Here is a 20,705-nt window from a genome sequence, read left to right as displayed (position 1 = left end):
CCCTTTCATCTTTGCACAAATATCCCGGGGTCCGGGGCAGCGCCCCGGGGTCAGCCATCCCTCAGTCCGGCTGCAGCATATAGCCCTCGCCCCGCACCGTCTGCAGATAGCGCGGCACCTTCGGGTCGTCCTCGATCTTCCGCCTCAACCGAGTGATCTGGACATCCACCGCCCGCTCCTGCGCCGCATCCTCGCCGCCGGTCTCGGTCACCAGCTTCTCCCGGCTTAACGCCACACCGGGCTGCGCCGCGAAGACCCGCATCAGTTGCGCCTCGGTCGCCGTCAACCGCACGGGCACCTCGCCGCGCCACATCTCGCCCCGGTCCAGGTCATAGCGCACCGCGCCCAGATGGATGATCTGCCGCACCGGCTCGGCCGGCTTGACCTGCGGCATCCGCCGCAGGATCGCGTTGATCCTGAGCAGCAACTCCTTCGGCTCGAACGGCTTGACCAGATAGTCATCCGCCCCGGCCTCCAACCCCTCGATCCGGTTCGCCGTCTCGCCCCGCGCCGTCAGAAGAAGGATCGGAGTCGTCATCTTCCGCCGCAGGTCGCGCGTCAGCGTCACCCCATCCTCGCCCGGCATCATCACGTCCATGACGATCAGATCGAACTCCAGCCCGGCCAGGATCTTCCGCGCCTGGGCTGCATCGCGTGCGATGGAAACCAGGAACCCGTTCCGCATCAGGAACTTCTGCAGAAGCCCCCGGATACGCTCGTCATCATCGACGATCAGCAGGTGAGCGTCGGGAACCATCAGCCACCCTCCTTCAGCCGGTTGTACTGGCGGCGCATCTCGGGATCCATCATCGCCTCCAGCACCTGCCGGAAGCCCGCCACCGCCTGCGGCCCCGCCGCGCGATACGCCGCCCGCATCCGCGCCCGCTGAGCGTCAGACAACTCCCGTTCCAGCATCTGTCCCTTGTCCGTCAAATGCAGATGCCGTTCCCGCGCATCCACCTTGCCCTTTTCACTGCGAACAAGGCCATCCTCGATCAGGGTGCGCAACACACGATTCAACGACTGCTTTGTAACACCCAGGATGGACAGCAGGTTCGACACCGTCGTCCCCGGAGACCGATGGATGAAATGGATCGCCCGATGATGCGCCCGGCCATAGTCCATCCCCTCCAGGATCCGGTCCGGGTCCGCCGTGAAGCCGCGATAGGCGAAGAACATCGCCTCGATCCCCTTCCGCAACTGCTCGTCCGTCAGGAACAGCAGGTTTTCCCCGCCGGGTGTCTCTGCCATGTGCCAAACTCCTTCCCAGCGAATTTACGTCAGCCTTGTTGACTTTCCAAGCACGAACCCGTAACCCTGCCACGATTTCGCGCAAGAATCTGTCCGAAGCGGACCTTTCAGGCGCAACATTCGCAAAAGTGGGAGGCCGGGATGGCAGCATACGACGATCGCGACGGGTTCATCTGGATGGATGGCAAGCTGGTGGAATGGCGTTCGGCGAACGTCCACATCCTGACCCATGCGCTCCACTATGCCTCCTCGGTCTTCGAGGGTGAGCGGTGCTACAACGGCAAGATCTTCAAGGGCCACGAACATTCGCTGCGTCTTCTGGAGTCCGGCCGCCTTCTCGACATGCCGATCCCCTACACCGCCGAACAGATCGACGCGGCGAAGGAAGAGGTCCTGAAGGCCAACGGCCTGACCGACGCCTATGTCCGTGCCGTGGCCTTCCGGGGCGCGGGGGACGAGATGGGCGTCGCCTCGCTGGGCAACCCGGTCCGCCTTGCCATCGCCTGCTGGTCCTGGGGCGCCTATTACGGCGACGCCAAGATGAAGGGCGCGAAGCTCGACATCGCCAAGTGGAAACGCCCCTCGCCGGAAACCATCCCGACCGCCGCCAAGGCCGCCGGTCTTTACATGATCTGCACCATGTCGAAGCACGCGGCGATGGCCAAGGGCTGCTCGGACGCGCTGTTTTACGACTACCGCGGCTATGTGGCCGAGGCGACCGGGGCCAACATCTTCTTCGTCAAGGACGGAGAGGTTCACACCCCGAACCCGGACTGCATCCTGAACGGCATTACCCGGCAGACTGTGATCGGCATGCTCAAGGACATGCAGATCAAGGTCCACGAACGCTACATCATGCCCGAGGAACTGGCGACCTTCGAACAGTGCTGGCTCACCGGCACGGCTGCCGAGGTCACGCCCGTCGGCCAGATCGGTGACTACACCTTCGAAGTGGGCGACCTGACCCGCCGCGTCGCGACCGAGTACGAAAAGCTCGTCCGCGCCTGAATTTTCCGCATCCGGTCAGTTGGCCGTGCAGTCACCGGCCTTTCAGCCAGGCGCTGGCCACCCCGGTCAGCGCCTGGCTTGTTTTTGCGCCCCGCCGGCGCCAGAGTGAAACATGCGGCTGGCCGCGTATGAGGCTGTCTTGAAGCGCCCGTTTCAGTCTCTTGCCGCTCCCTTCCGGGTCGTCCTGCTTTGGCTTCTCCCCTCGGGTTCATCCTGATCCACTCTGTCGGTTTCCTGCTCCACCGGGCAGGACTCGCTCCAGAGATCCCCGGGATCTTCGTGATTTCCCGCGACTGGGCGCTGCCAGAGATGTTCAACTCCCTGAAATGGGTCGTGATCATCGTGGCCTTGCTGCGGATCGCCCTGCGCGATCGTTGGGGACCGCATTGGCCTGGGCAATGGTCTTCCTGCTGATCCTCGCAGACGACTCCCTGCAGATTCATGAAACGGTTGGCTGGTTCATCGGCACGTGGGCCGGTCTAGAGGCTGTGTTCCTGATCGATCCCGCCGACCAGGGAGAGCTGGTGGTGTTCGCAGTGATGGGCCTTTCGGTTGTCCTGCTGACGCTCCATTCCTTCACGCGGGCGGGGGCAACGTCCCGCCAGTTCAGCACCCGCTATGCGCTGGTGATCGTCGGGCTCGGGTTCTTTGGCGTCGGAGTTGACCTCATCCACCAGATGGTCGTCCATTTTGCCGAACATTACCCGTCGGTCGGGCTCCTGAAGCATGTGTTTGCGCTGATCGAGGATGGCGGCGAGATGTTGGTGGCCAGCGTGGCCGTCGCGTTGACGCTGGCGCCGCCGCTCACCTCGACGCAGCCCGAGCCCGCGCGGGGGAGGGACGCCCGCCTTCAAGGGCGGGCGACCTGACTTAGACGACTTCGGTCACAACCTCGATATTGTTCTTGGTGGCGTTCGAGTATGGGCAGATGAAATGTCCGCGCTCGGCGATCTTCTCGGCGACGGACTTCTCGACCCCCGGCATCGCCACGACAAGTCGAACCTTCAGCCCGAACCCGCCGTCCGACCGCGGACCGATCCCGACATGGGCCGTCACCGTGGCGTTCTCAGGGACTGTCCCCAGCTTTTCACTGGTGGCCGCAAAGCGCATCGCCCCCAAGTAGCAGGCGGCGTAGCCCACGGCGAACAGCTCTTCGGGATTATGCCCTAGGCCCGAGCCACCCAGTTCCTTCGGGCTGGTCATCGTCACGGTAAGCTGACCATTCGCCAGCCCCGCAATGCCGTTGCGGCCGCCGCCGGTGGCACGGGCCTCGGTCCAATACTTTGCATCCACAGACATCAACGTCTCCTGCTGAAATTACATCGTGCACGATATAGTTGAGGCAGATTCGCTGGGAAGTCAATCCATTTGCTTTTTCATCGTGGGCGATATAACGTTTGTGTATGACCCTGGCCCCTGCCGACATGCTTTGCTTTGCGCTGCATTCCACCGCCCATGCGGTCCACGCGGCCTATGCCCCGCTGTTGCAGCCGCTGGGGCTGACCTATCCGCAATATCTGGTCCTGTCCTCGCTGAACGCCACGGACGCACAGACCGTCGGACAGTTGGGGGCCGAGCTTCGGCTGGAATCCAACACGCTCACGCCACTCCTCAAGCGGATGGAGGGTGCTGGTTGGCTTCGTCGCAGCCGTGACTCCGTCGATGAACGCCAGGTCCGCCTCTCGCTGACCGAAGAGGGCCGCGCGCTTGCCCAGCGCGCGTCGTCCGTACCCCGCGCCTTTGCCGAAAAGACCGGTCTGCCACTGGGTGACCTTGCCGACCTGCGCGACATCCTCGCCGCGCTGCGTGACCGGCTGAAGCCCGCCCGAGGCTGACCTCAGCCCTCAGACGGTCCGGCCCCGCTCGATCCGCAGGAACTGGATCAACCGCGTCGTCCCCGCCTTGCCCCGCGGCCGCTGCCAGGTCTCTCTTGGAGTCCGCGCCAGCCGCAGGAAATGTTTCACCCGCCCGCCAGTGGACCGGCTGCGATGATCGGCAAGATGACGGCTCATGCTCTCCTCCCAAGCTGCAGACAGACAGCTTGCACCCGAATCAGCCTTCCGCCAACCCGGCTCTTTCCTTCCCCCGGCGCGATCCCGCCGACAACGGCTTGCACTAACATGTCAGTCCCGTCTACCTTGCCCGGGCATCGGGGGATCGGATCATGCGGCTGCACGGGAAAACCATTCTGATCACGGCCGCTGGTCAGGGCATCGGCCGCGCCAGCGCCATCGCCTGCGCCCGCGAAGGCGCGACCGTGATCGCCACCGACCGCGACCCCGCGCTCCTGTCCGGGCTCGAGATGGAAACCCACCCCCTCGACGTCACCGACCCCAGCGCCATCGCCGCATTGCGGGACAAGCTTCCCCCGCTCGACGGCCTCTTCAACTGCGCGGGCTACGTGGCGAACGGCACGATCCTCGACGTGACCGAGCGGGACTGGGACTTCTCCTTCGACCTCAACGTCAAATCGATGTTCCACACCTGCCGCGCCTTCCTGCCCGGGATGCTCGACCGCGCGAAGACCACCGGTACCGCCTCGATCCTGAACATGGCCTCAATGGCCTCCTCGATCAAAGGCTTCCCGAACCGCACCGCCTACGGCGCCACCAAGGCCGCCGTGATCGGCCTGACCAAGGCCATCGCCGCCGATTTCGTGAAGACCGGCCTCCGCTGCAACGCGCTTTGCCCCGGCACCGTCGACACCCCCAGCCTGCGCGGCCGCATCGCCGCCTCCGCCGACCCGGTCCAGGCCGAGAAGGACTTCATCGCCCGCCAGCCGATGGGCCGCCTTGCCACCACCGACGACATCACCCCGATGGTCGTCTTCCTCCTCTCCGACGAAAGCCGCTTCGTCTCGGGCCAGGCCTGCCTGGTCGACGGCGGCGTCACGATCTGAACGAAAGGTCCCCCGATGAAACTCCTCCGCTACGGGCCGAAGGGCGCCGAGAAACCCGGCCTCCTCGACGCAAACGGCCAGGTCCGCGACCTGTCCGGCCATGTCCCCGACATCGGCGGCGCGGCCCTCTCGCCCGACAGCCTGCAGCGCCTCGCGGCGCTGGACCCTTCGACGCTCCCCCTCGTCCCCGGCACGCCCCAGAAGGACCTGCGCCTCGGCGCTTGCGTGGGCGGCACCCGCAAGTTCATCTGCATCGGCCTCAACTACGCCGACCACGCGGCCGAGACCGGCGCGGCGATCCCCAAGGAGCCGATCATCTTCAACAAGTGGATCACCGCCATGTGCGGCCCCGACGATGACGTGGAAATCCCCCGAGGCTCGGTGAAAACCGACTGGGAGGTCGAGCTTGGCGTCGTCATTGGCACGGGCGGGAAATATATTTCGGAAGATCAGGCACTTGACCATGTCGCGGGCTATTGTGTCGTGAACGATGTATCCGAGCGCGAATACCAGACCGAACGCGGCGGCACCTGGGACAAGGGCAAGGGCTGCGACACCTTCGGCCCGACCGGCCCCTGGCTGGTCACGAAGGACGAGGCCGGCGATGTCGGCAACCTGAAAATGTGGCTCGAGGTCGACGGCCACCGCTACCAGAACGGCTCCACCGCGACGATGATCTTCGGCGTGGCGCACCTCGTCTCCTACCTGTCGCAGTTCATGTCGCTGGAACCCGGCGACGTCATCTCGACCGGCACCCCGCCCGGCGTCGGCCTCGGCCAAAAGCCCCCGGTCTACCTGAAAGGGGGAGAAGTCATGCGGCTGGGGATCGAGAACCTCGGCCAGCAGACCCAGCGCGTGGTCAAGACCTGATGGACCTCGGGCTGCGCGACAAGGTCGTCATCGTCACCGGTGGAGGCTCCGGCATCGGGGCCGCCGTCAGCGAAGTCCTGGCCGAGGAAGGCGCGATCCCCGTCATCCTCACCCGCCGCGCCCCCGATGCCGCATGGCTAAAGGGTGTCGCCCGCGCGGACGTGGTCCTCGCCGACCTCTCCGACGACGCCCAATGCCGCCTGGCGGTTGAGGAAATCCGCGCCAGGCACGGAAAGATCGACGGCCTTGTCAACAACGCCGGGGCCAACGACTCCGTCGGGATCGAGGCCGGACCGGACGCCTTCCGCCAAAGCCTCGACCGCAACCTCGTCCACTACTACACGCTGGTTCACCTGCTGGCAGACGACCTCCGCGCCACCAAAGGGTCCATCGTCAACGTCTCCTCGAAGACCGCGCTGACGGGGCAGGGCGCGACCTCGGCCTATGTCGCCGCCAAGGCCGCGCAGCTGGGCCTGACCCGCGAATGGGCCGCCGCCTTCCTCAAGGACGGCATCCGCGTCAACGCCGTCATCCCGGCCGAGGTGATGACGCCGCTCTACGCCAACTGGCTGAAAACCTTCGACAACCCGGAAGAACGCCTGGCCGAGATCACCCGCCGCATTCCCCTTGGCCACCGCATGACCACCCCGCGCGAAATCGCGGACACAGTGGTATTCCTTTTGTCACCGCGGAGTTCCCACACCACCGGCCAATGGCTCTTCCCCGACGGTGGCTACACCCACCTGGACCGCGCCCTCGCCTAGACCGCCGAGAACCCGTTATCCACGAAGAGCTGCGCGCCGTTCACGAACTCGGCGTCGTCCGACGCCAGATACAACGCCGCCCGCGCCACGTCTTCGGGCTTGCCCATCCTGCCTTGAGCCGCCGCAATCGCCGCGTCCGAGACATCGACGCCGTATTTCGTCAGCCCCTCGACCTCCCGGTTGCCATGCGGGGTCTCGATGAACCCCGGACAGACCGCGTTGCAGCGGATGCCCCGGTCGCGGAACTCCACCGCAATCGCCCGGGCGAACATGTGGCAGGCGCCCTTGGTCGCGTCATACAGCACCTCGTTCGGCGTTGCATAGACCGCCGAGATCGACGAAGTGCAGACGATCGAGCCCTTCCCCTGCTCCAGCATCTGCGGCAGCACCGCGCGGGTCATCAGGTACATCGACTTCACGTTCACATCGAACAGGAAGTCCCAGTCCGCCTCCTCCGTCTCGAGGAACGGCTTGATGACGATGGTTCCGGCGTGGTTGAAGAGCACATTCACCGGCCCCAGCGCCGCATTCACCGCCGCCACCGCCGACTCGACCTCCGCCTTCGACGACACATCGGCCCGCGCGAACACCGCTCGATGCCCCGCCGCTTTCAGTTCGGCCACCAGCGCCTCGCCGGCCTCGACGTTACGGTCGATCACCCCCACCGCCGCGCCTTCCGACGCGAAGAGCCGGGCCGAGGCCGCGCCCATTCCCGTCGCCCCGCCCGAAATGATCGCCGTCTTGCCCTTCAGCCTGTCCATGATGCCCTCCCGTTCCCTGTCCCGACCCTATTCCGCCGGGGTCCGGATTTCCAGACTGCCGACATCAGCCGATTCGCCCGAAGCTTTCTCGGCACATTTCCGTGCCTCCGACCCATTCCCATCTCCGTATTTTCCCACGAGGTCCTTCATGGAAGTCTCCCATTTCGAACTGGTCTGGAAGCCCCAGGCCCCCGCCACCCCCATCGGCCAAACCGGCATCGACAAGGTCTTCCAGGGCTACTTCCTGGAGATCACCAACCTCGAATCCACGGCGTACAGCTATGCGGTAGAGTTCGTCGTCGCCCCCGGCGCTCCGCCCGAGCGCAACCTGACCGGCAACACCGTCGTCTTCGTCGATACTCCCGGCGTGAACAACGCACCCGGTGTGCTGAACGGGAATGCCGCTGGCAACGTCTTTGCGCCCTCGACCGGGACGATCACCATCCAACCGGGAGCCACCGCGCTTGTCGCCGTGCTGCCCTCGGCCTTCCCGGCTGGTCCGCTGGACCAGACCCCTCTGCAAGGGCAGAACTTCGAAGTGCGCGGCTACGTCCGTCTGCGTCTTCCCACCGTCTTCCGGCTGGTCCCGCGCCCGAACGGCGGCTTCACCTTCCGCCGCGTCGCCCAGTCCGCCACCCCGGTCCGCGTCATGCTGACACCGCAGAACCGCGCGGTCTACTACGCCCAGAACGGCACCGTCTCGGACCAGACCCAGTCCAGCCTGCCCACCGCCTCGGGCATGGCCGTCAATGCCATTACGCCGGATCAGCCCTTCATCTTCCCCACCTTCCCCGTCGACCTCGACCTCTCGCGGCTTGAGCGGATGACCGCGCTGATCCCCGAGGAAGACCAGTCGCTGATGCTGGCAGGCCTCCTCGCGTCGATCGATACCGAGGCGATGGACCTCACCGGCATGAACGCCGCCATGTCGCAGGCGGGGGTCGGGCTGGCGATCGAGAAGCGGAAGGTAAAGGCCTAGGCGGCCGAACCAAGCCGGGCGGCGGCCCACTCCGCCGCTTCGGCCACCGTCGGGTCTGCATCGCCAGTCAGTCGCAGCGCCACGTGTCTGAGCGCGGGATTTCCCGAATTTCCAATAGCATACAAGACATTGCGCACGAACCTGTCGCGCCCGATTCTTTTGATTGGCGATCCCGCGAACCGCTCCCGAAACGCCGCATCGTCCAAAGCCGCCAATTCGGCCAACTCCGGCAAGCCATGCTTCGGCTGATATCCGATCTCCCGCGCCGCCACGGCGAACTTGTTCCATGGGCAGACCGCCAGGCAGTCGTCGCAGCCGTAGATACGATTGCCTATACACGCCCGTAGCTCCATATCTACCGGGCCGCGATGTTCAATCGTCAGGTACGAGATGCACCGCCGCGCATCCAGTTGATACGGCGCGGGAAAGGCCCGCGTCGGGCAGATGTCCAGGCAGGCCGTGCAGGACCCGCAATGCGACACCTCCGGCACGTCCGGCTCCAGCTCAAACGTCGTGAAGATCGCCCCCAGGAACACCCAGTTTCCCAGGTCGCGTCCCAGAAGGTTCGTGTGCTTCCCCTGCCACCCCAGCCCCGCCGCCTGTGCCAGCGGCTTCTCCATCACCGGCGCCGTATCGACGAAGACCTTGATCTCGCAGCCCGACGCCTCGACCATCCAGCGCCCCAGCCGCTTCAGCCGCCGCTTCACCAGGTCGTGGTAATCCTTCCCCTGCGCATAGACCGAAATCACCCCCCGATCCCGCCGCGCCAGCCCCGCCAGCGGATCAACGTCAGGAGTATAGGCCTCCGCCAGCATCAATACCGACCGCGCCTGTGGCCAAAGCGCCGCCGCAGACCCGCGCCATTCCTCGCGCTCGGCCATCCAGCCCATCTGCCCGTGCCGCCCCGCTTCCAGGAACGCCCGCAACCGCCCCGCCGCCTCTGGCACCGCATCCGGCCGACAGACCCCCACCTTCACGAACCCCTCCTCCAGGGCCCGCGCCACCAGCTGCTCTTTCGTCAGCCCTTTCATCTTTGCACAAATATCCCGGGGGTCCGGGGGCTGGCCCCCGGTCCGCCGCCAGGATCAGAAATCCAGGTCGGCATAATGCGCCGCTGGCGGGAAGCCCGAAATCTGGTCCGCCAGCAAGGGCCGGAACGACGGCCGCGATTTGATCTTCGCGTACCAGTCCTTCAGCACCGCATGCCGGTTCCAGTCCACGTCGCTGATGTAGTCGAGACAGCTCAGATGCGCCGCCGCGGTGAAATCCGCCAGCGTCATCGCATCCCCCGCCAGCCAGCGCCGCTGGTCCAGCAGCCAGGCCATGTAGTCCAGGTGATACTTGATCCGCGTCGACCCCAGCTTCACGTTCTTCGAATCCGGATAGCCCTGGCCAGTGACCTTCTTGTTCACCCGCTCGTACAAAAGCTTCGACGTCACCTCGTTGTGGAACTTGTCGTCGAACCAGGCACACAAGCGCCGCACCTCGTACCGCCCCTCCGCACCCCGCGGCATCAGCGGTGGCTCGGGAGCCGTCTCCTCGATGAACTCGCAGATCGCCTGGCTTTCGCTCATCACCCGGTTGCCCATCTTCAGGATCGGCACCTTCCCCGCCGGGTTCCGGCGCAGGAAGTCGGGCGAGGGCTCCCAGTACCGTTCCTCGACCAGCTCCACCTCGATCTTCTTCTCCGCAAGGGTCAGGCGCACCTTGCGGCAGAATGGAGAGAGGGGGACGTGGTACAGGCGGTTCATCGGGCGGCAGCTCCTTTCCTACGTCTTGCAGCGCCGGGACCCGGAATTCAATCCCTGCGCCCGCTTCAGCCCTCGAAACAGGCGGATCGACCGTCCGCCGCGATGGTTTCCGCGCCCGAGATGATGGCACGCGTCCGGCTGCGGACAAAGCTTGTCGGCTCCGAGGCACTGCGGCCCTGCGGATCGGGCAGCACCGCCGCCAGCCGGGCCGCCTGAAGCGCGCTCAGGTCCTTGGCGTCCACCCCGAAGTGATGCTGCGCCGCCGCCTGCACGCCGAACACGCCCTCGTCGAACTCGGCCACGTTCAGATAGACCTCCAGGATCCGCTCCTTCGACCAGACCAGTTCGACCACCGGGGTCAGCACCGCCTCCATCGCCTTCCGCACCCAGCTGCGGCCGTGCCAGAGGAAGACGTTCTTCACCACCTGCTGGCTGATCGTGCTGGCACCCCGGTTGCTGCCCTCTTCGATGGCCTGCCGGATCGCCGCCATGTCGAAGCCCCAGTGGTTGCAGAAGTTCGCATCCTCGGCGGCCACGGCCGACCGGCCCATCACCGGGGCGATCTCTTCCCAGCTGACCCAGTCCTTGTCGATGCTGCCCAGCCGCCAGATCTCGCCCATCTGGTAGAAGTTGATCGGCGGAGGCACGAAGCTGAAAAGCAGGACCAGCAGCGCATAAAGCCCGGCCACGGCGCCAAGCCCGCGGCCCAGCCACGTCAACCCCACCCGCCACAGCGGACGCTTTGGCGGCGGGGCCGCCTTGGCCTTGCGCTTGCGCGGGGCAGGCGCGTCTTCTGTGTCGCGGGATTTCCCGGTCATGACCGCTTGGAAGCCCAAAGCATCAGATCATCCCGTCCGGCTGCTGCAGCACGCCGTGTGGAATCTGATCCTGCAGCTCGCGCAGCGCGTCCTCGGTGTCGGGCGTCAGCCGCGCCTGCAGGATCTTCGGGCGGCCCGGCAGCGCCTCCAGCCTGGCCCGCACCCGGTCCACGCCCAGCTTCCGCACCCGCAGGCCGACCACTGCGGCCTTCGGCGTCAGGGACTTGACGACCTCCCCCAGGAAGTCGGCCGCAAGGCCCGAGGCCAGCAACTGCTCGGCCAGGCCCTGTCCTTGGCCCGTAGGTCGGCGCGGGTCCAGGAACAGCATCCCGATCAACGCGCCCCACTGCCCGCCGCCCAGGGGCTGACCCGTCGCCCCGTCGATCCCCTGGTTCAGCGAAACGCGCCCCGGACCACTGCGCGTCACGACCACGATGTCCTCCCGGTCGACGCCGGTTTCGGCCTGGAGCGCAGCCAGGGCTTCGCCGGCCGCGAATGCGGGGCGGTGGCTGGCATAGGCGGCAAGGATCAGGTCGGACACGGGGCTGGCTCCACGGCCGGTTCGGTGGCTGCGCGACAATCTAGGCGCGTCTGCAAATCCGCAACAAGCGGAATCGCCCGCCCGCGTCAAGGCGCGCCGGTCCTTCTGGCCTCGGTCCCTGCGGTTTGCTAGAGCGATCCGGCGCTGCCAAAGTCCGGCGCACCGCCACGCCGTCACCAGGGGCCCGGTCCGATGATCTCGCGCAGCTTCACCAAGGGCGACGCCCTGTCCGAAGCGGTCTATTCCGACTGCGAAACCTATCGCTACCTGCTGACCCGGGTGTGGGCGCCGGGACCGAAGGCGCTTTTTGTCATGCTCAACCCCTCGACCGCGACCGAGGTGCAGAACGACCCGACGGTCGAGCGCTGCGAGCGGCGGGCTCGCGCCCTTGGCTTCGGCGCGTTCCGGGTGACCAACATCTTTGCCTTCCGCGCCACGGATCCCAAGGTGATGCGGGCCGCAGCCGACCCCGTCGGGCCGGGAAACGACGCGGCCATCCTGGAAAGTGTGGGCTGGGCCGACAGCATCGTCTGCGCCTGGGGCAACCACGGGCTGCATCTGGATCGCGGCGCGCGGATCGAAGCCTTGCTGCGTTCGACCGGAGCGCGGCTTACGCATCTTGGCCTGACCGGCCAGGGCCAGCCACGGCATCCGCTTTACGTGGGCTACGACCAGCAACCGCAGCCCTGGTAATCGGGTTCAACCGGGGACCAGCCGAATATCCGAAAGGCTGACCTTGGCGCCATTGACCACGGCGACCTTCGCCCCGTCGATCAGGATCGACTGCCCGGTTCCACCAGCGTTCGGCTCGATCGTCAGGACGGGATCGGTGTGGATGGCGGCGTCATAGACGACCACCAGCTGATCCTGGGTCGGGTCATAGTCCATGATGCTGGCGACCGAACCCTCTGACACCCATTCCTGCAGAACAAACTCGTCCTCACCATCGCCCCCGCTTGCCTGGTCGCCTGCGCCAAGGATCAGCCGGTCATTTCCCGCCTGCCCGTTCAGGAAGTCGCTTTCCTGCGCGCCATCCTCGACGCCGTCGATGACGTCGTGGCCCGCGCCTCCGTCCAGGTCGTCTTTGCCAGCGCCACCGTCCAGCGTGTCATCGCCCAGCCCGCCGACCAGCCAATCGGCGTCGTCCCCACCGTCCAGCCAGTCGTCACCCTCGCCCCCGATCAAGCTGTCACCGCCGTCACCGCCGGACAGGCTGTCGTTGTCCTCACAGCCGGCGAGCGAATCCGCCCCCGCACCGCCAACCAGCGAGTCCGCGCCAGCGTCGCCATACAGCGTATCGTTGCCGTCGCCGCCCAGGCCCGTGTCGTTGCCCGCACCGGCCCAGACCATGTCGTTGCCGTCATCCGCCGACAGCCAGTCGTGCCCGTCGCGCGCGTTGATCTGGTCGTCCCCGCCAAGGCCCAGGATCGTGTCGCCCGCCTGCGCACCGTCCAGAAGGTCGGAGCCATTGCCGCCTTTGATCTGAAGCGCGGGGTCCTCGGCGTCGGGATTGTCGTCCGACTGGGGGATCGTGGGGTCGCCGTACATGTCGTCCAGAAGGTTTCCCTCGGCCGGAGCTTCCTCCTCCTCCGGAGTTGGATCATCCTCCTGCTCCGGGTCCTGGCGGCTGGACAGCAGGGCGTCCGCCGCAAGACCGGCCATCAGGACGCCAAAGACACCTATCAACGCGAGCACACCACCTACTCCCCACTGCGCGGCCCGACCTCGGCGACCGCATCGCGTTAACATATTGGTAACGCAAGGCAACTTTCGCAGGAATAGCACGGTTCTGGCGCGGCCCAAAGTGTCGTCGCGACTCTAGGTTAAGGACGTCTTGTGCCCCGCCTGCGCGAATCCGCTTTTCTTGCTGCCGGTTTCCGCCTATACGCCCGCATCCGCCCGCAAGGTCGGACCCTCCAAGGGCCCTGCTGGACGACATCCCGGCTTGCGCCATCACCCATAGCCAAGGAGACCCCGATGTCGATCACCGTCGAAGAAAAAGCGAAGCTCATCAAGGAATACGCGACCAAGGAAGGCGACACCGGCTCGCCGGAAGTCCAGGTTGCGATCCTCTCCTCGCGCATCGCCACCCTGACCGAGCACTTCAAGGGCCACAAGAACGACAACCACTCGCGTCGTGGCCTCCTCATGCTCGTCGCCCAGCGCCGCAAGCTGCTGGACTACCTGAAGAAAACCGATGAGGGCCGCTATTCCACCCTCATCACCCGCCTCGGCCTGCGCCGCTAAGACCGGCTGCAACCGCCAAGAACGCCCGTGCCCGCAAGGCGCGGGCGTTTTGCGTTGTGCCGCCACACCGCCTATATAGACCCAAACGCGGAGGGCATCATGGCTGACGACAAATTCCCCGGCTGGCACGGCACCACCATCCTCGCGGTCCGCCGGGGTGGCGAAGTCGTGGTCGCGGGTGACGGCCAGGTCTCCCTCGGCCAGACCGTGATCAAGGGCACCGCCCGCAAAGTCCGCCGCCTCTCCCCCGGCGGCCACGATGTCGTCTGCGGCTTCGCCGGATCGACCGCCGACGCCTTCACCCTTCTGGAACGGCTGGAGAAGAAACTCGAAGCCGCCCCCGGCCAGCTTGCCCGCGCCTGCGTCGACCTTGCCAAGGACTGGCGGATGGACAAGTACCTCCGCAACCTCGAGGCCATGCTGATCGTCACCGACGGCAGCGCGCTATACGTGATCACCGGCGCGGGGGACGTGCTGGAACCCGAACACGACGTCGCCGCCATCGGATCGGGCGGCAACTTCGCCCTGGCGGCCGCGCGCGGGCTGATGCACTCCGACCTCGACGCCGAAACCATCGCCCGCCAGGCTATGGCCATCGCCGCCGACATCTGCGTCTATACGAACGGGAACCTGACGGTCGAACGCATCCGCGCCGCCTAGGTCTCCATTTCCTTCTTCACCTGCATGTAGGCCGTGAGTACCGCGTTCATCCGTGTCTGATAGCCCGGCCCCTGCGCCTTGAAGAACTCGATCACCTCGGGATCCACCCGCAACGAGATCAGCTTCTTCCGCGTCTGATCGCGCATCGACGCCTCGACCCAGGCCGCCGTCGTCAGTGCCTCGACCTCAAGCTCCTGGACCTGCCGTTCCGGCGTCAGCACCAGAGGAGACCCCATCGCCCGCTTCTCGGCGATGCTCAACCGTTTCGGAACCTCTTCCACCATGCACATGCCCCTCTGCTCCGGCTGCCGAACCGGTCTTTTCTATTTTTGTCAAACGCATATGGGGCCATGCATATATACAGATTGTACATATGCAACCTACCGCCCGTATATACGACTGCCGCGTACAAGTTACCTGACTTGGTTTGCCCGGACAAACCCCTTATCTCTGCACTGACCGTTTCTTGCCGAGAGTCTGTGCCCGATGACCCCAGAAGATCTCCGCGCCGCCGTCGCTGCCGGAATTCTCAGCGAAGCGCAGGCCGCCTCGCTTGTGGCGCTGGCCAACGATCGCGCCGGAAAACGCGCCGCCCTGCCGGCCGAGGATGAGCCGTTCGAATTTTTCCGCGGCTTCTCGGAAATCTTCATCTCCATCGGCCTCGTGATCCTTCTGGTCGGCGCCTCCGCGCTGCTCACCGTGATCGGCGGCTTAACGCTCCTTACGCTCGTACCCTTGGCCACCGCCGCCATCGCCTGGTGGTGGGCGGGCTATTTCACGCTCAAGCGCCGCATGACCCTGCCCTCGATGGTGCTGGCGACGGCCTTCGGCACCGGCATCGCGATCTTCGCCTTCACCGTCCTTGCTCAGGGCCAGCTGGACGAGCGGATGACGGCGATCCTGGGCTTCGTCGCCTCGGCCTTGGGCATGGTCGCCTGGTATCGCCGCTTCCGCCTGCCCTTCTCGGCCTTCCTGGTCGGGGCCTTCGCTCTTGGGGCCGTCTATGCCGTCACCGCCTCGGCCGAAAACCTGATCGGCCTCGTCGCGGGCGGCGATGACTTCCGAAGCTTCTTCGACCTGACCGAAAGCCCGGCCTTCGCAACGGCCACGCTTCTCTTCGGGACCGCGGCCTTCCTGACCGGCATGTGGTTCGACACCCGCGACCCGCACCGCCTTGGCCGCCACGCCGCCACCGCCTTCTGGTGCCACCTCCTCGCCGCGCCCGCCCTGGTGAACACCGTCGCCGTCACGCTGATGAACGGCGGCGGGATGGGCTTCCTCGCCGTGGCGCTAGTCCTCATCACCCTCCTCGCGCTGGTCATCGACCGCCGCAGCTTCCTCACCGCTGCCATCGTCTACATCGCCATCGTGATCGGCTGGGTCATGGGCGGAGACGGCGGCACCAGCTGGATCTTCGTCCTCCTCGTCCTCGGCAGCTTCATCACCGCCATCGGCACCTGGTGGGTGCAGCTGCGCGCCAAGGTCATGGACCTGCTTCCGAATTTCCCCGGCAAATCCCGCTTGCCGCCCTATGGATCGACCGAATGACCGACCTCACCCCCCGCGAAATCGTCTCGGAACTTGACCGTTTCATCATCGGCCAGAAGGAGGCCAAGCGCGCCGTCGCCGTGGCGCTCCGCAACCGCTGGCGCCGCAAGCGCCTCGGCGACGACCTCCGCGACGAGGTCTACCCGAAGAACATCCTGATGATCGGCCCCACTGGCGTCGGCAAGACCGAGATCTCCCGCCGCCTGGCCAAACTTGCCAAGGCCCCATTCCTGAAAGTCGAGGCCACGAAGTTCACCGAGGTCGGCTACGTTGGCCGCGACGTGGATTCCATCGTGCGCGATCTTGTCGACGTCGCGATCAACGACACCCGCGCCGCGATGCGTGAGGAGGTGAAGGCTCGCGCCCACAAGGCGGCCGAGGACCGCGTCATCGAAGCCCTCGCCGGGAAGGACGCCCGGGACCAGACACGTGAGATGTTTCGCGGCAAGCTCAAGCGTGGCGAGCTGGATGACACGATGATCGAGATCGACGTCGCCGACGCCGCCCCCGCCATGCCCTTGGGCTTCGGGATGCCCGGCATGGAAACCCAGATGCAGGGTCTGCAGGACCTCTTCAAGGCCTTCGGCGGCCGCTCAACCCGCAAGCGCATGACCGTCGCGCAAAGCTATGACGTGCTGATCGGCCAGGAAGCCGACAAGCTCCTCGACGACGAAGCCGTCCGCGCCGCCGCGATGGAGGCCGTGCAGGAAAACGGCATCGTCTTCCTCGACGAGATCGACAAGATCTGCGCCCGCTCCGACGCCCGCGGGGCCGATGTCTCCCGCGAAGGCGTCCAGCGCGACCTTCTCCCCCTGATCGAAGGCACCACGGTCAGCACAAAGCACGGCCCTGTGAAGACCGACCACATCCTCTTCATCGCCTCCGGCGCCTTCCACATCGCCAAGCCCTCGGACCTCCTCCCGGAACTCCAGGGCCGCCTCCCGATCCGCGTCGAACTCGCGCCCCTCACCGAGGACGACTTCGTCTCCATCCTGACCGAGACCGACAACGCCCTTACCCGCCAGTACAAGGCCCTGATGGCGACCGAGGATGTGCAAGTCACCTTCACCCCCGACGGCATCGCCGCGCTCGCCCGCATCGCCGCCGAGGTGAACCGCAGCGTCGAAAACATCGGCGCCCGCCGCCTCTACACAGTGATGGAGCGCGTCTTCGAGGAACTCAGCTTCCACGCCCCAGACCGCAGCGGCCAGTCGGTGACGGTGGACGCCGGTTTCGTCGAAACCAACCTCGGCGCGCTGGCCCGCTCTGCCGATATCTCAAGATACGTCCTGTAGGTCGGGCTTCAGATCGACTCCCTTCCAGACAGCCCCTTCATCTTTGCCCAAATATCCCCGCCGGAGGCAGCACCGGCGGACGCCACCACCACCGCTTTTCATACTGGCTCAAATATCCCCGCCGGAGGCTCCACCCTCGAAACCCGGAGCATGGGCGCAGAAAAAGCGCACCGCCGCAGCCAGGCACCTCCCCTCCCCCTCCGTGGGGAGGGGCCGGGGGTGGGGGGCACCGGCCGAACACATTGCTGAACATCCGGTCAGCGCCTACGACCGTCCGACGGAAAACATAAGTCAGGCGTCAGACCGACTCCCCAGACACACCTTTCCCTTTCCCAGATACCCCCGCCGGAGGCTCCGCCGCTTCGACCCTCCCGCCGCCAATGGCCAGGCACCACGGCGAAACCCGCGCCCCCTCTCCCCCCCGGGGGAGAGGGCCGGGGTGAGGGGGCTTCCCAGACAGGGTTAGCAAATCCCTGCCGTCCACGACCATCCCCCGGAAACCAAACAGAAATCCGGAAATGTCCACCGTGGACACTCCCCCTTTCCCGACCCTCGCCAACCCGATACTCTCCCCCCACTCAAGGGGGGCCGCAGTGACCGAAGACACCGTCACGCCGATGATGGCGCAGTATCTGGAGATCAAGGCCCAGAACCCCGGCGCGCTCCTGTTCTACCGGATGGGCGACTTCTACGAGATGTTCTTCGACGACGCCGTCGCCGCCGCCGCCGCCCTCGACATCGCCCTCACCAAGCGCGGCTTCCACCTCGGCGAACCCATCGCCATGTGCGGCGTCCCGGTCCACTCGGCCGAGGGCTACCTCCTCACCCTGATCCGCAAGGGCTTCCGCGTCGCCATCGCCGAACAGCTGGAAGACCCCGCCGAAGCCAAGAAGCGCGGCTCCAAGGCGGTCGTCAAACGCGACGTCGTCCGCCTCGTCACCCCCGGCACGCTGACCGAGGACTCGCTCCTCGAAGCCCGCCGCCACAACTTCCTCGCCGCCTTCGCCGAGGTCCGCGACCAGGCCGCCCTCGCTTGGGCCGACATCTCCACCGGCGAATTCCGGGTGATGCCCTCCTCCCTCACCCGCCTTGGCCCCGACCTCGCCCGCATCGCCCCCCGCGAGCTCCTGCTCTCCGAGGCCCGCGAGCGCGACATAACCCCCCTCCTCGACGCCACCGCCGTCACCCCCCTCTCCCGCGGCAGTTTCGACTCCACCAACGCCGAGCGCCGCCTCTGCGACCTCTTCCACGTCGCCTCCCTCGACGCCTTCGGGACTTTCGACCGCGCCGAGATCTCCGCGATGGGCGCACTCGTCGACTACCTCCACCTCACCCAGCGCGGCCGGATGCCTCTCCTCCGCCCCCCGGTCAAGGAACCCCTCGGCGGCACGATGCAGATCGACGCCGCAACCCGCCGCAATCTGGAACTGACCCAGGCCCTCTCCGGCGGCCGCGAAGGCTCCCTCCTCGCGGCCATCGACCGCACCGTCACCGCCGGGGGCGCGCGCCTCCTGGAACGCCGCCTCTCCTCCCCGTCCCTCGATCTCCACACCATCCACGCCCGCCAGGCCGCCCTCGACTACCTCCTCGAAACCCCCTTCCTCCGCGACCAGCTGCGCGAGGCGCTCCGCCGCGTCCCCGACATCGACCGCGCCCTTTCCCGCCTCGCGCTCGACCGCGACGGCCCCCGCGACATGGCTGCGATCCGCGCAGGCCTCGAACAGGCCGGCCGCATCGCCCAACTCCTGACCGACGCCCCACCGCTCCTCACGGAAGCTGCCCAATCTCTCCTCGGCCACGACCAACTCGTCGCCCACCTCACCCGCGCCCTAATCGCCGAACCCCCGCTCCTCACCCGCGACGGCGGCTACATCGCGCCCGGCTTTGACCCCGAACTCGACGACACCCGCGCCCTCCGCGACGAAGGCCGCAGCGTCATCGCCCGGATGCAGGCCGACTACATCGACCAGACCGGCATCCAGTCCCTGAAGATCAAGCACAACAACGTCCTCGGCTACTTCATCGAGACGACCACCACCCACGAAGACCGCATGCGCGCCATGCCGGAGCTTTTCATCCACCGCCAGACCACCGCCGGACAGGTCCGCTTCACCACCCTCGCGCTTTCCGACCTCGAAACCCGCATCCTCAACTCCGCCAACCACGCGCTCGAGATCGAGAAGCGCCACTACGCCTCCCTGAAAGCCGAAATCCTCGACCACTCCGCCCCCATCGCGCTGGCCGCCCGCGCCCTGGCCGAGATCGACCTCGCCGCCGCCTTCGCCGACCTCTCCGCCGAAGAAGGCTGGTGTTGCCCCGAGGTCGACGACAGCCGCGCCTTCCAGATCACCGGGGGCCGCCACCCCGTCGTCGAACGCGCGCTGCGCCGCGACGGCCAACCCTTCGTCGCCAACGACTGCGCGCTCACGGACAAGGACACCCCCGCCATATGGCTGCTGACCGGCCCCAACATGGCCGGCAAATCCACCTTCCTCCGCCAGAACGCTCTCATCGCCCTCCTCGCCCAGGCCGGCAGCCACGTCCCGGCGACAGAGGCCCGCATCGGCCTCGTCTCCCAGCTCTTCAGCCGGGTCGGCGCCTCCGACGACCTCGCCCGGGGCCGCTCCACTTTCATGGTGGAAATGGTCGAAACCGCCGCGATCCTGAACCAGGCCGACGACCGCGCGCTGGTGATCCTGGACGAAATCGGCCGCGGCACCGCCACTTACGACGGCCTCTCCATCGCCTGGGCGACCCTCGAACACCTGCACGAGGTCAACCGCTCCCGCGCCCTCTTTGCCACGCATTACCACGAGATGACGGCGCTGGCGGGCAAGCTCCCGGGCGTGAAGAACGCCACGGTCACCGTGAAGGAATGGGAAGGCGAGGTCATCTTCCTGCACGAAGTCCGCGAAGGCGCCGCCGACCGCAGCTACGGCGTCCAGGTCGCGCGCCTTGCAGGCCTCCCGCCGTCTGTGATCGAGCGGGCAAAAGTCGTCCTCGACGCGCTGGAAAAGGGCGACCGCGAGGGCGGCAAGCAGGCCACACTAATCGACGACTTGCCGCTGTTCCGGGCAGCGCCACCCGCGCCCCCGCCGCAGAAGCAGAAGGTCTCCGCCGTGGAGGAACGCCTGAAGGACATCCACCCGGATGAACTCACCCCGATGGAGGCCCTGAAACTGATCTATGAAATCAAAGGGTTGGCGTAGGGTGCGCATTCATGGCGCACCCACCCCACCGAAATCCCCTCAGTGCCCCCCAAACCGCCAACCAAAGGCGCCCACCACCCCCCCCCCCCCCCGGGCCGCCCCCC

General features: G+C 66.4%; 25 protein-coding genes. 14 read left to right on the top strand and 11 right to left on the bottom strand.

The features are described from left to right. Nucleotides 1-61 precede the first annotated feature (61 nt). Both ACE3Q6_RS05735 and ACE3Q6_RS05730 read right to left on the bottom strand, forming a co-directional pair. A complete protein-coding gene (locus ACE3Q6_RS05735; RefSeq protein WP_374429689.1) occupies nucleotides 62-760 on the bottom strand; it encodes a response regulator in 699 nt (232 codons plus the stop codon). Then, the gene (locus tag ACE3Q6_RS05730; protein WP_128516317.1) at nucleotides 757-1,251 is read right to left on the bottom strand and encodes a MarR family winged helix-turn-helix transcriptional regulator; all 495 of its coding nucleotides are present in this window, start codon (nucleotides 1,249-1,251) and stop codon (nucleotides 757-759) included. Before ACE3Q6_RS05730 ends, ACE3Q6_RS05735 begins: the two co-directional genes overlap by 4 nt. A 141-nt stretch (nucleotides 1,252-1,392) precedes the next feature. Here ACE3Q6_RS05730 and ACE3Q6_RS05725 point away from each other — a divergent pair, with 141 nt between their 5' ends. The 3 genes from ACE3Q6_RS05725 to ACE3Q6_RS05715 all read left to right on the top strand — a co-directional run bounded on the left by ACE3Q6_RS05725 (nucleotide 1,393) and on the right by ACE3Q6_RS05715 (nucleotide 3,128). Continuing rightward, nucleotides 1,393-2,259 (top strand): branched-chain amino acid aminotransferase, encoded by an 867-nt coding sequence (locus ACE3Q6_RS05725; protein ID WP_374429577.1) that lies wholly within the window; start codon nucleotides 1,393-1,395, stop codon nucleotides 2,257-2,259. A gap of 189 nt (nucleotides 2,260-2,448) precedes the next feature. Continuing rightward, nucleotides 2,449-2,673, top strand: coding sequence for a hypothetical protein (locus ACE3Q6_RS05720; RefSeq protein ID WP_374429575.1), 225 nt, complete (start codon nucleotides 2,449-2,451; stop codon nucleotides 2,671-2,673). After that, nucleotides 2,658-3,128, top strand: a complete 471-nt coding sequence (locus ACE3Q6_RS05715) for a hypothetical protein (RefSeq protein WP_374429574.1) — start codon at nucleotides 2,658-2,660, stop codon at nucleotides 3,126-3,128. Before ACE3Q6_RS05720 ends, ACE3Q6_RS05715 begins: the two co-directional genes overlap by 16 nt. Before the next feature lies 1 nt (nucleotide 3,129). Here the strand turns inward: ACE3Q6_RS05715 and ACE3Q6_RS05710 are convergent, their stop codons facing one another. Then, the gene (locus ACE3Q6_RS05710; RefSeq protein WP_374429572.1) at nucleotides 3,130-3,558 is read right to left on the bottom strand and encodes an organic hydroperoxide resistance protein; all 429 of its coding nucleotides are present in this window, start codon (nucleotides 3,556-3,558) and stop codon (nucleotides 3,130-3,132) included. 104 nt (nucleotides 3,559-3,662) lie between these two features. Here ACE3Q6_RS05710 and ACE3Q6_RS05705 point away from each other — a divergent pair, with 104 nt between their 5' ends. Continuing rightward, a complete protein-coding gene (locus tag ACE3Q6_RS05705; protein ID WP_374429570.1) occupies nucleotides 3,663-4,094 on the top strand; it encodes a MarR family winged helix-turn-helix transcriptional regulator in 432 nt (143 codons plus the stop codon). Between the two features lie 9 nt (nucleotides 4,095-4,103). On the opposite strand, the gene ACE3Q6_RS05700 is transcribed toward ACE3Q6_RS05705, so the two are convergent. Then, nucleotides 4,104-4,271, bottom strand: a complete 168-nt coding sequence (locus tag ACE3Q6_RS05700) for a hypothetical protein (RefSeq protein ID WP_374429568.1) — start codon at nucleotides 4,269-4,271, stop codon at nucleotides 4,104-4,106. A gap of 152 nt (nucleotides 4,272-4,423) precedes the next feature. Between ACE3Q6_RS05700 and ACE3Q6_RS05695 the strand changes: the two genes are divergently transcribed. The 3 genes from ACE3Q6_RS05695 to ACE3Q6_RS05685 are packed head-to-tail and all read left to right on the top strand — an operon-like array spanning nucleotide 4,424 to nucleotide 6,792. Beyond that, nucleotides 4,424-5,158, top strand: coding sequence for an SDR family oxidoreductase (locus ACE3Q6_RS05695; RefSeq protein WP_374429566.1), 735 nt, complete (start codon nucleotides 4,424-4,426; stop codon nucleotides 5,156-5,158). Nucleotides 5,159-5,173: 15 nt separating this feature from the next. Then, nucleotides 5,174-6,028 carry a fumarylacetoacetate hydrolase family protein gene (locus ACE3Q6_RS05690; RefSeq protein ID WP_374429564.1) on the top strand — a complete coding sequence of 285 codons (855 nt, stop codon included), beginning with the start codon at nucleotides 5,174-5,176 and terminating at the stop codon, nucleotides 6,026-6,028. After that, on the top strand, nucleotides 6,028-6,792 hold the full coding sequence (locus tag ACE3Q6_RS05685; RefSeq protein ID WP_374429562.1) for an SDR family oxidoreductase: 765 nt from the start codon (nucleotides 6,028-6,030) through the stop codon (nucleotides 6,790-6,792). Before ACE3Q6_RS05690 ends, ACE3Q6_RS05685 begins: the two co-directional genes overlap by 1 nt. Here ACE3Q6_RS05685 and ACE3Q6_RS05680 read toward each other — a convergent pair. Beyond that, nucleotides 6,789-7,553, bottom strand: coding sequence for an SDR family NAD(P)-dependent oxidoreductase (locus ACE3Q6_RS05680; RefSeq protein ID WP_374429560.1), 765 nt, complete (start codon nucleotides 7,551-7,553; stop codon nucleotides 6,789-6,791). The two genes, ACE3Q6_RS05685 and ACE3Q6_RS05680, sit on opposite strands and share 4 nt — an antisense overlap. 148 nt (nucleotides 7,554-7,701) lie before the next feature. Here ACE3Q6_RS05680 and ACE3Q6_RS05675 point away from each other — a divergent pair, with 148 nt between their 5' ends. Then, nucleotides 7,702-8,532, top strand: a complete 831-nt coding sequence (locus ACE3Q6_RS05675) for a hypothetical protein (RefSeq protein WP_374429558.1) — start codon at nucleotides 7,702-7,704, stop codon at nucleotides 8,530-8,532. Here ACE3Q6_RS05675 and queG read toward each other — a convergent pair. The 4 genes from queG to ACE3Q6_RS05655 all read right to left on the bottom strand — a co-directional run bounded on the left by queG (nucleotide 8,529) and on the right by ACE3Q6_RS05655 (nucleotide 11,642). Continuing rightward, nucleotides 8,529-9,563, bottom strand: coding sequence for a tRNA epoxyqueuosine(34) reductase QueG (gene queG, locus ACE3Q6_RS05670; RefSeq protein ID WP_374429556.1), 1,035 nt, complete (start codon nucleotides 9,561-9,563; stop codon nucleotides 8,529-8,531). The two genes, ACE3Q6_RS05675 and queG, sit on opposite strands and share 4 nt — an antisense overlap. 54 nt (nucleotides 9,564-9,617) lie before the next feature. Further along, nucleotides 9,618-10,283 carry a glutathione S-transferase family protein gene (locus tag ACE3Q6_RS05665; protein WP_374429554.1) on the bottom strand — a complete coding sequence of 222 codons (666 nt, stop codon included), beginning with the start codon at nucleotides 10,281-10,283 and terminating at the stop codon, nucleotides 9,618-9,620. Nucleotides 10,284-10,348: 65 nt separating this feature from the next. Beyond that, nucleotides 10,349-11,101, bottom strand: a complete 753-nt coding sequence (gene mtgA / locus ACE3Q6_RS05660; protein WP_374429552.1) for a monofunctional biosynthetic peptidoglycan transglycosylase — start codon at nucleotides 11,099-11,101, stop codon at nucleotides 10,349-10,351. Nucleotides 11,102-11,123: 22 nt separating this feature from the next. Next, on the bottom strand, nucleotides 11,124-11,642 hold the full coding sequence (locus ACE3Q6_RS05655; RefSeq protein WP_374429550.1) for a DUF1269 domain-containing protein: 519 nt from the start codon (nucleotides 11,640-11,642) through the stop codon (nucleotides 11,124-11,126). A gap of 192 nt (nucleotides 11,643-11,834) precedes the next feature. On the opposite strand from ACE3Q6_RS05655, the gene ACE3Q6_RS05650 reads away from it, so the two are divergent. Next, on the top strand, nucleotides 11,835-12,335 hold the full coding sequence (locus ACE3Q6_RS05650; RefSeq protein WP_374429548.1) for a DUF1643 domain-containing protein: 501 nt from the start codon (nucleotides 11,835-11,837) through the stop codon (nucleotides 12,333-12,335). A 6-nt stretch (nucleotides 12,336-12,341) separates the two neighbouring features. On the opposite strand, the gene ACE3Q6_RS05645 is transcribed toward ACE3Q6_RS05650, so the two are convergent. Next, nucleotides 12,342-13,337, bottom strand: coding sequence for a calcium-binding protein (locus ACE3Q6_RS05645; RefSeq protein ID WP_374429546.1), 996 nt, complete (start codon nucleotides 13,335-13,337; stop codon nucleotides 12,342-12,344). Between the two features lie 282 nt (nucleotides 13,338-13,619). Here ACE3Q6_RS05645 and rpsO point away from each other — a divergent pair, with 282 nt between their 5' ends. Next, nucleotides 13,620-13,889, top strand: a complete 270-nt coding sequence (rpsO, locus tag ACE3Q6_RS05640) for a 30S ribosomal protein S15 (RefSeq protein WP_374429544.1) — start codon at nucleotides 13,620-13,622, stop codon at nucleotides 13,887-13,889. Nucleotides 13,890-13,988: 99 nt separating this feature from the next. Beyond that, on the top strand, nucleotides 13,989-14,549 hold the full coding sequence (gene hslV, locus ACE3Q6_RS05635; RefSeq protein ID WP_374429542.1) for an ATP-dependent protease subunit HslV: 561 nt from the start codon (nucleotides 13,989-13,991) through the stop codon (nucleotides 14,547-14,549). On the opposite strand, the gene ACE3Q6_RS05630 is transcribed toward hslV, so the two are convergent. Beyond that, nucleotides 14,546-14,833, bottom strand: coding sequence for a BrnA antitoxin family protein (locus ACE3Q6_RS05630; RefSeq protein ID WP_374429540.1), 288 nt, complete (start codon nucleotides 14,831-14,833; stop codon nucleotides 14,546-14,548). The two genes, hslV and ACE3Q6_RS05630, sit on opposite strands and share 4 nt — an antisense overlap. Nucleotides 14,834-15,035: 202 nt before the next feature. Here ACE3Q6_RS05630 and ACE3Q6_RS05625 point away from each other — a divergent pair, with 202 nt between their 5' ends. From ACE3Q6_RS05625 to mutS, 3 genes are all read left to right on the top strand, one after another. Further along, nucleotides 15,036-16,097: a hypothetical protein gene (locus ACE3Q6_RS05625; protein ID WP_374429538.1), complete on the top strand. Its 1,062-nt coding sequence runs from the start codon at nucleotides 15,036-15,038 to the stop codon at nucleotides 16,095-16,097. After that, a complete protein-coding gene (gene hslU, locus ACE3Q6_RS05620; protein ID WP_374429536.1) occupies nucleotides 16,094-17,392 on the top strand; it encodes an ATP-dependent protease ATPase subunit HslU in 1,299 nt (432 codons plus the stop codon). The genes ACE3Q6_RS05625 and hslU overlap by 4 nt, the downstream gene beginning before the upstream one ends. Before the next feature lie 593 nt (nucleotides 17,393-17,985). Beyond that, nucleotides 17,986-20,601 carry a DNA mismatch repair protein MutS gene (gene mutS / locus ACE3Q6_RS05615; protein ID WP_374429534.1) on the top strand — a complete coding sequence of 872 codons (2,616 nt, stop codon included), beginning with the start codon at nucleotides 17,986-17,988 and terminating at the stop codon, nucleotides 20,599-20,601. The last annotated feature ends 104 nt before the right edge of the window (nucleotides 20,602-20,705 follow it).

The sequence above is a fragment of the Tabrizicola sp. genome (genome assembly GCF_041913445.1).
In the GTDB taxonomy this organism is placed as follows: Bacteria; Pseudomonadota; Alphaproteobacteria; order Rhodobacterales; family Rhodobacteraceae; genus Tabrizicola.
The sequence above is the reverse complement of the archived record's forward strand: the minus strand, read 5'-3'. Positions and strand labels throughout refer to the sequence as shown.

Bases quoted from the DNA above. Each gene is read 5' to 3' on its own strand.
- ACE3Q6_RS05630 (WP_374429540.1), bottom strand. From the start codon at position 14,833: ATGGTGGAAGAGGTTCCGAAACGGTTGAGCATCGCCGAGAAGCGGGCG.
- ACE3Q6_RS05680 (WP_374429560.1), bottom strand. From the start codon at position 7,553: ATGGACAGGCTGAAGGGCAAGACGGCGATCATTTCGGGCGGGGCGACG.
- ACE3Q6_RS05685 (WP_374429562.1), top strand. From the start codon at position 6,028: ATGGACCTCGGGCTGCGCGACAAGGTCGTCATCGTCACCGGTGGAGGC.
- hslU (WP_374429536.1), top strand. From the start codon at position 16,094: ATGACCGACCTCACCCCCCGCGAAATCGTCTCGGAACTTGACCGTTTC.
- ACE3Q6_RS05710 (WP_374429572.1), bottom strand. From the start codon at position 3,558: ATGTCTGTGGATGCAAAGTATTGGACCGAGGCCCGTGCCACCGGCGGC.
- ACE3Q6_RS05695 (WP_374429566.1), top strand. From the start codon at position 4,424: ATGCGGCTGCACGGGAAAACCATTCTGATCACGGCCGCTGGTCAGGGC.
- rpsO (WP_374429544.1), top strand. From the start codon at position 13,620: ATGTCGATCACCGTCGAAGAAAAAGCGAAGCTCATCAAGGAATACGCG.
- ACE3Q6_RS05650 (WP_374429548.1), top strand. From the start codon at position 11,835: ATGATCTCGCGCAGCTTCACCAAGGGCGACGCCCTGTCCGAAGCGGTC.
- ACE3Q6_RS05700 (WP_374429568.1), bottom strand. From the start codon at position 4,271: ATGAGCCGTCATCTTGCCGATCATCGCAGCCGGTCCACTGGCGGGCGG.
- ACE3Q6_RS05665 (WP_374429554.1), bottom strand. From the start codon at position 10,283: ATGAACCGCCTGTACCACGTCCCCCTCTCTCCATTCTGCCGCAAGGTG.
- ACE3Q6_RS05675 (WP_374429558.1), top strand. From the start codon at position 7,702: ATGGAAGTCTCCCATTTCGAACTGGTCTGGAAGCCCCAGGCCCCCGCC.
- hslV (WP_374429542.1), top strand. From the start codon at position 13,989: ATGGCTGACGACAAATTCCCCGGCTGGCACGGCACCACCATCCTCGCG.
- ACE3Q6_RS05690 (WP_374429564.1), top strand. From the start codon at position 5,174: ATGAAACTCCTCCGCTACGGGCCGAAGGGCGCCGAGAAACCCGGCCTC.
- ACE3Q6_RS05725 (WP_374429577.1), top strand. From the start codon at position 1,393: ATGGCAGCATACGACGATCGCGACGGGTTCATCTGGATGGATGGCAAG.
- ACE3Q6_RS05625 (WP_374429538.1), top strand. From the start codon at position 15,036: ATGACCCCAGAAGATCTCCGCGCCGCCGTCGCTGCCGGAATTCTCAGC.
- ACE3Q6_RS05715 (WP_374429574.1), top strand. From the start codon at position 2,658: ATGGTCTTCCTGCTGATCCTCGCAGACGACTCCCTGCAGATTCATGAA.
- queG (WP_374429556.1), bottom strand. From the start codon at position 9,563: ATGAAAGGGCTGACGAAAGAGCAGCTGGTGGCGCGGGCCCTGGAGGAG.
- mtgA (WP_374429552.1), bottom strand. From the start codon at position 11,101: ATGACCGGGAAATCCCGCGACACAGAAGACGCGCCTGCCCCGCGCAAG.
- ACE3Q6_RS05705 (WP_374429570.1), top strand. From the start codon at position 3,663: ATGACCCTGGCCCCTGCCGACATGCTTTGCTTTGCGCTGCATTCCACC.
- ACE3Q6_RS05730 (WP_128516317.1), bottom strand. From the start codon at position 1,251: ATGGCAGAGACACCCGGCGGGGAAAACCTGCTGTTCCTGACGGACGAG.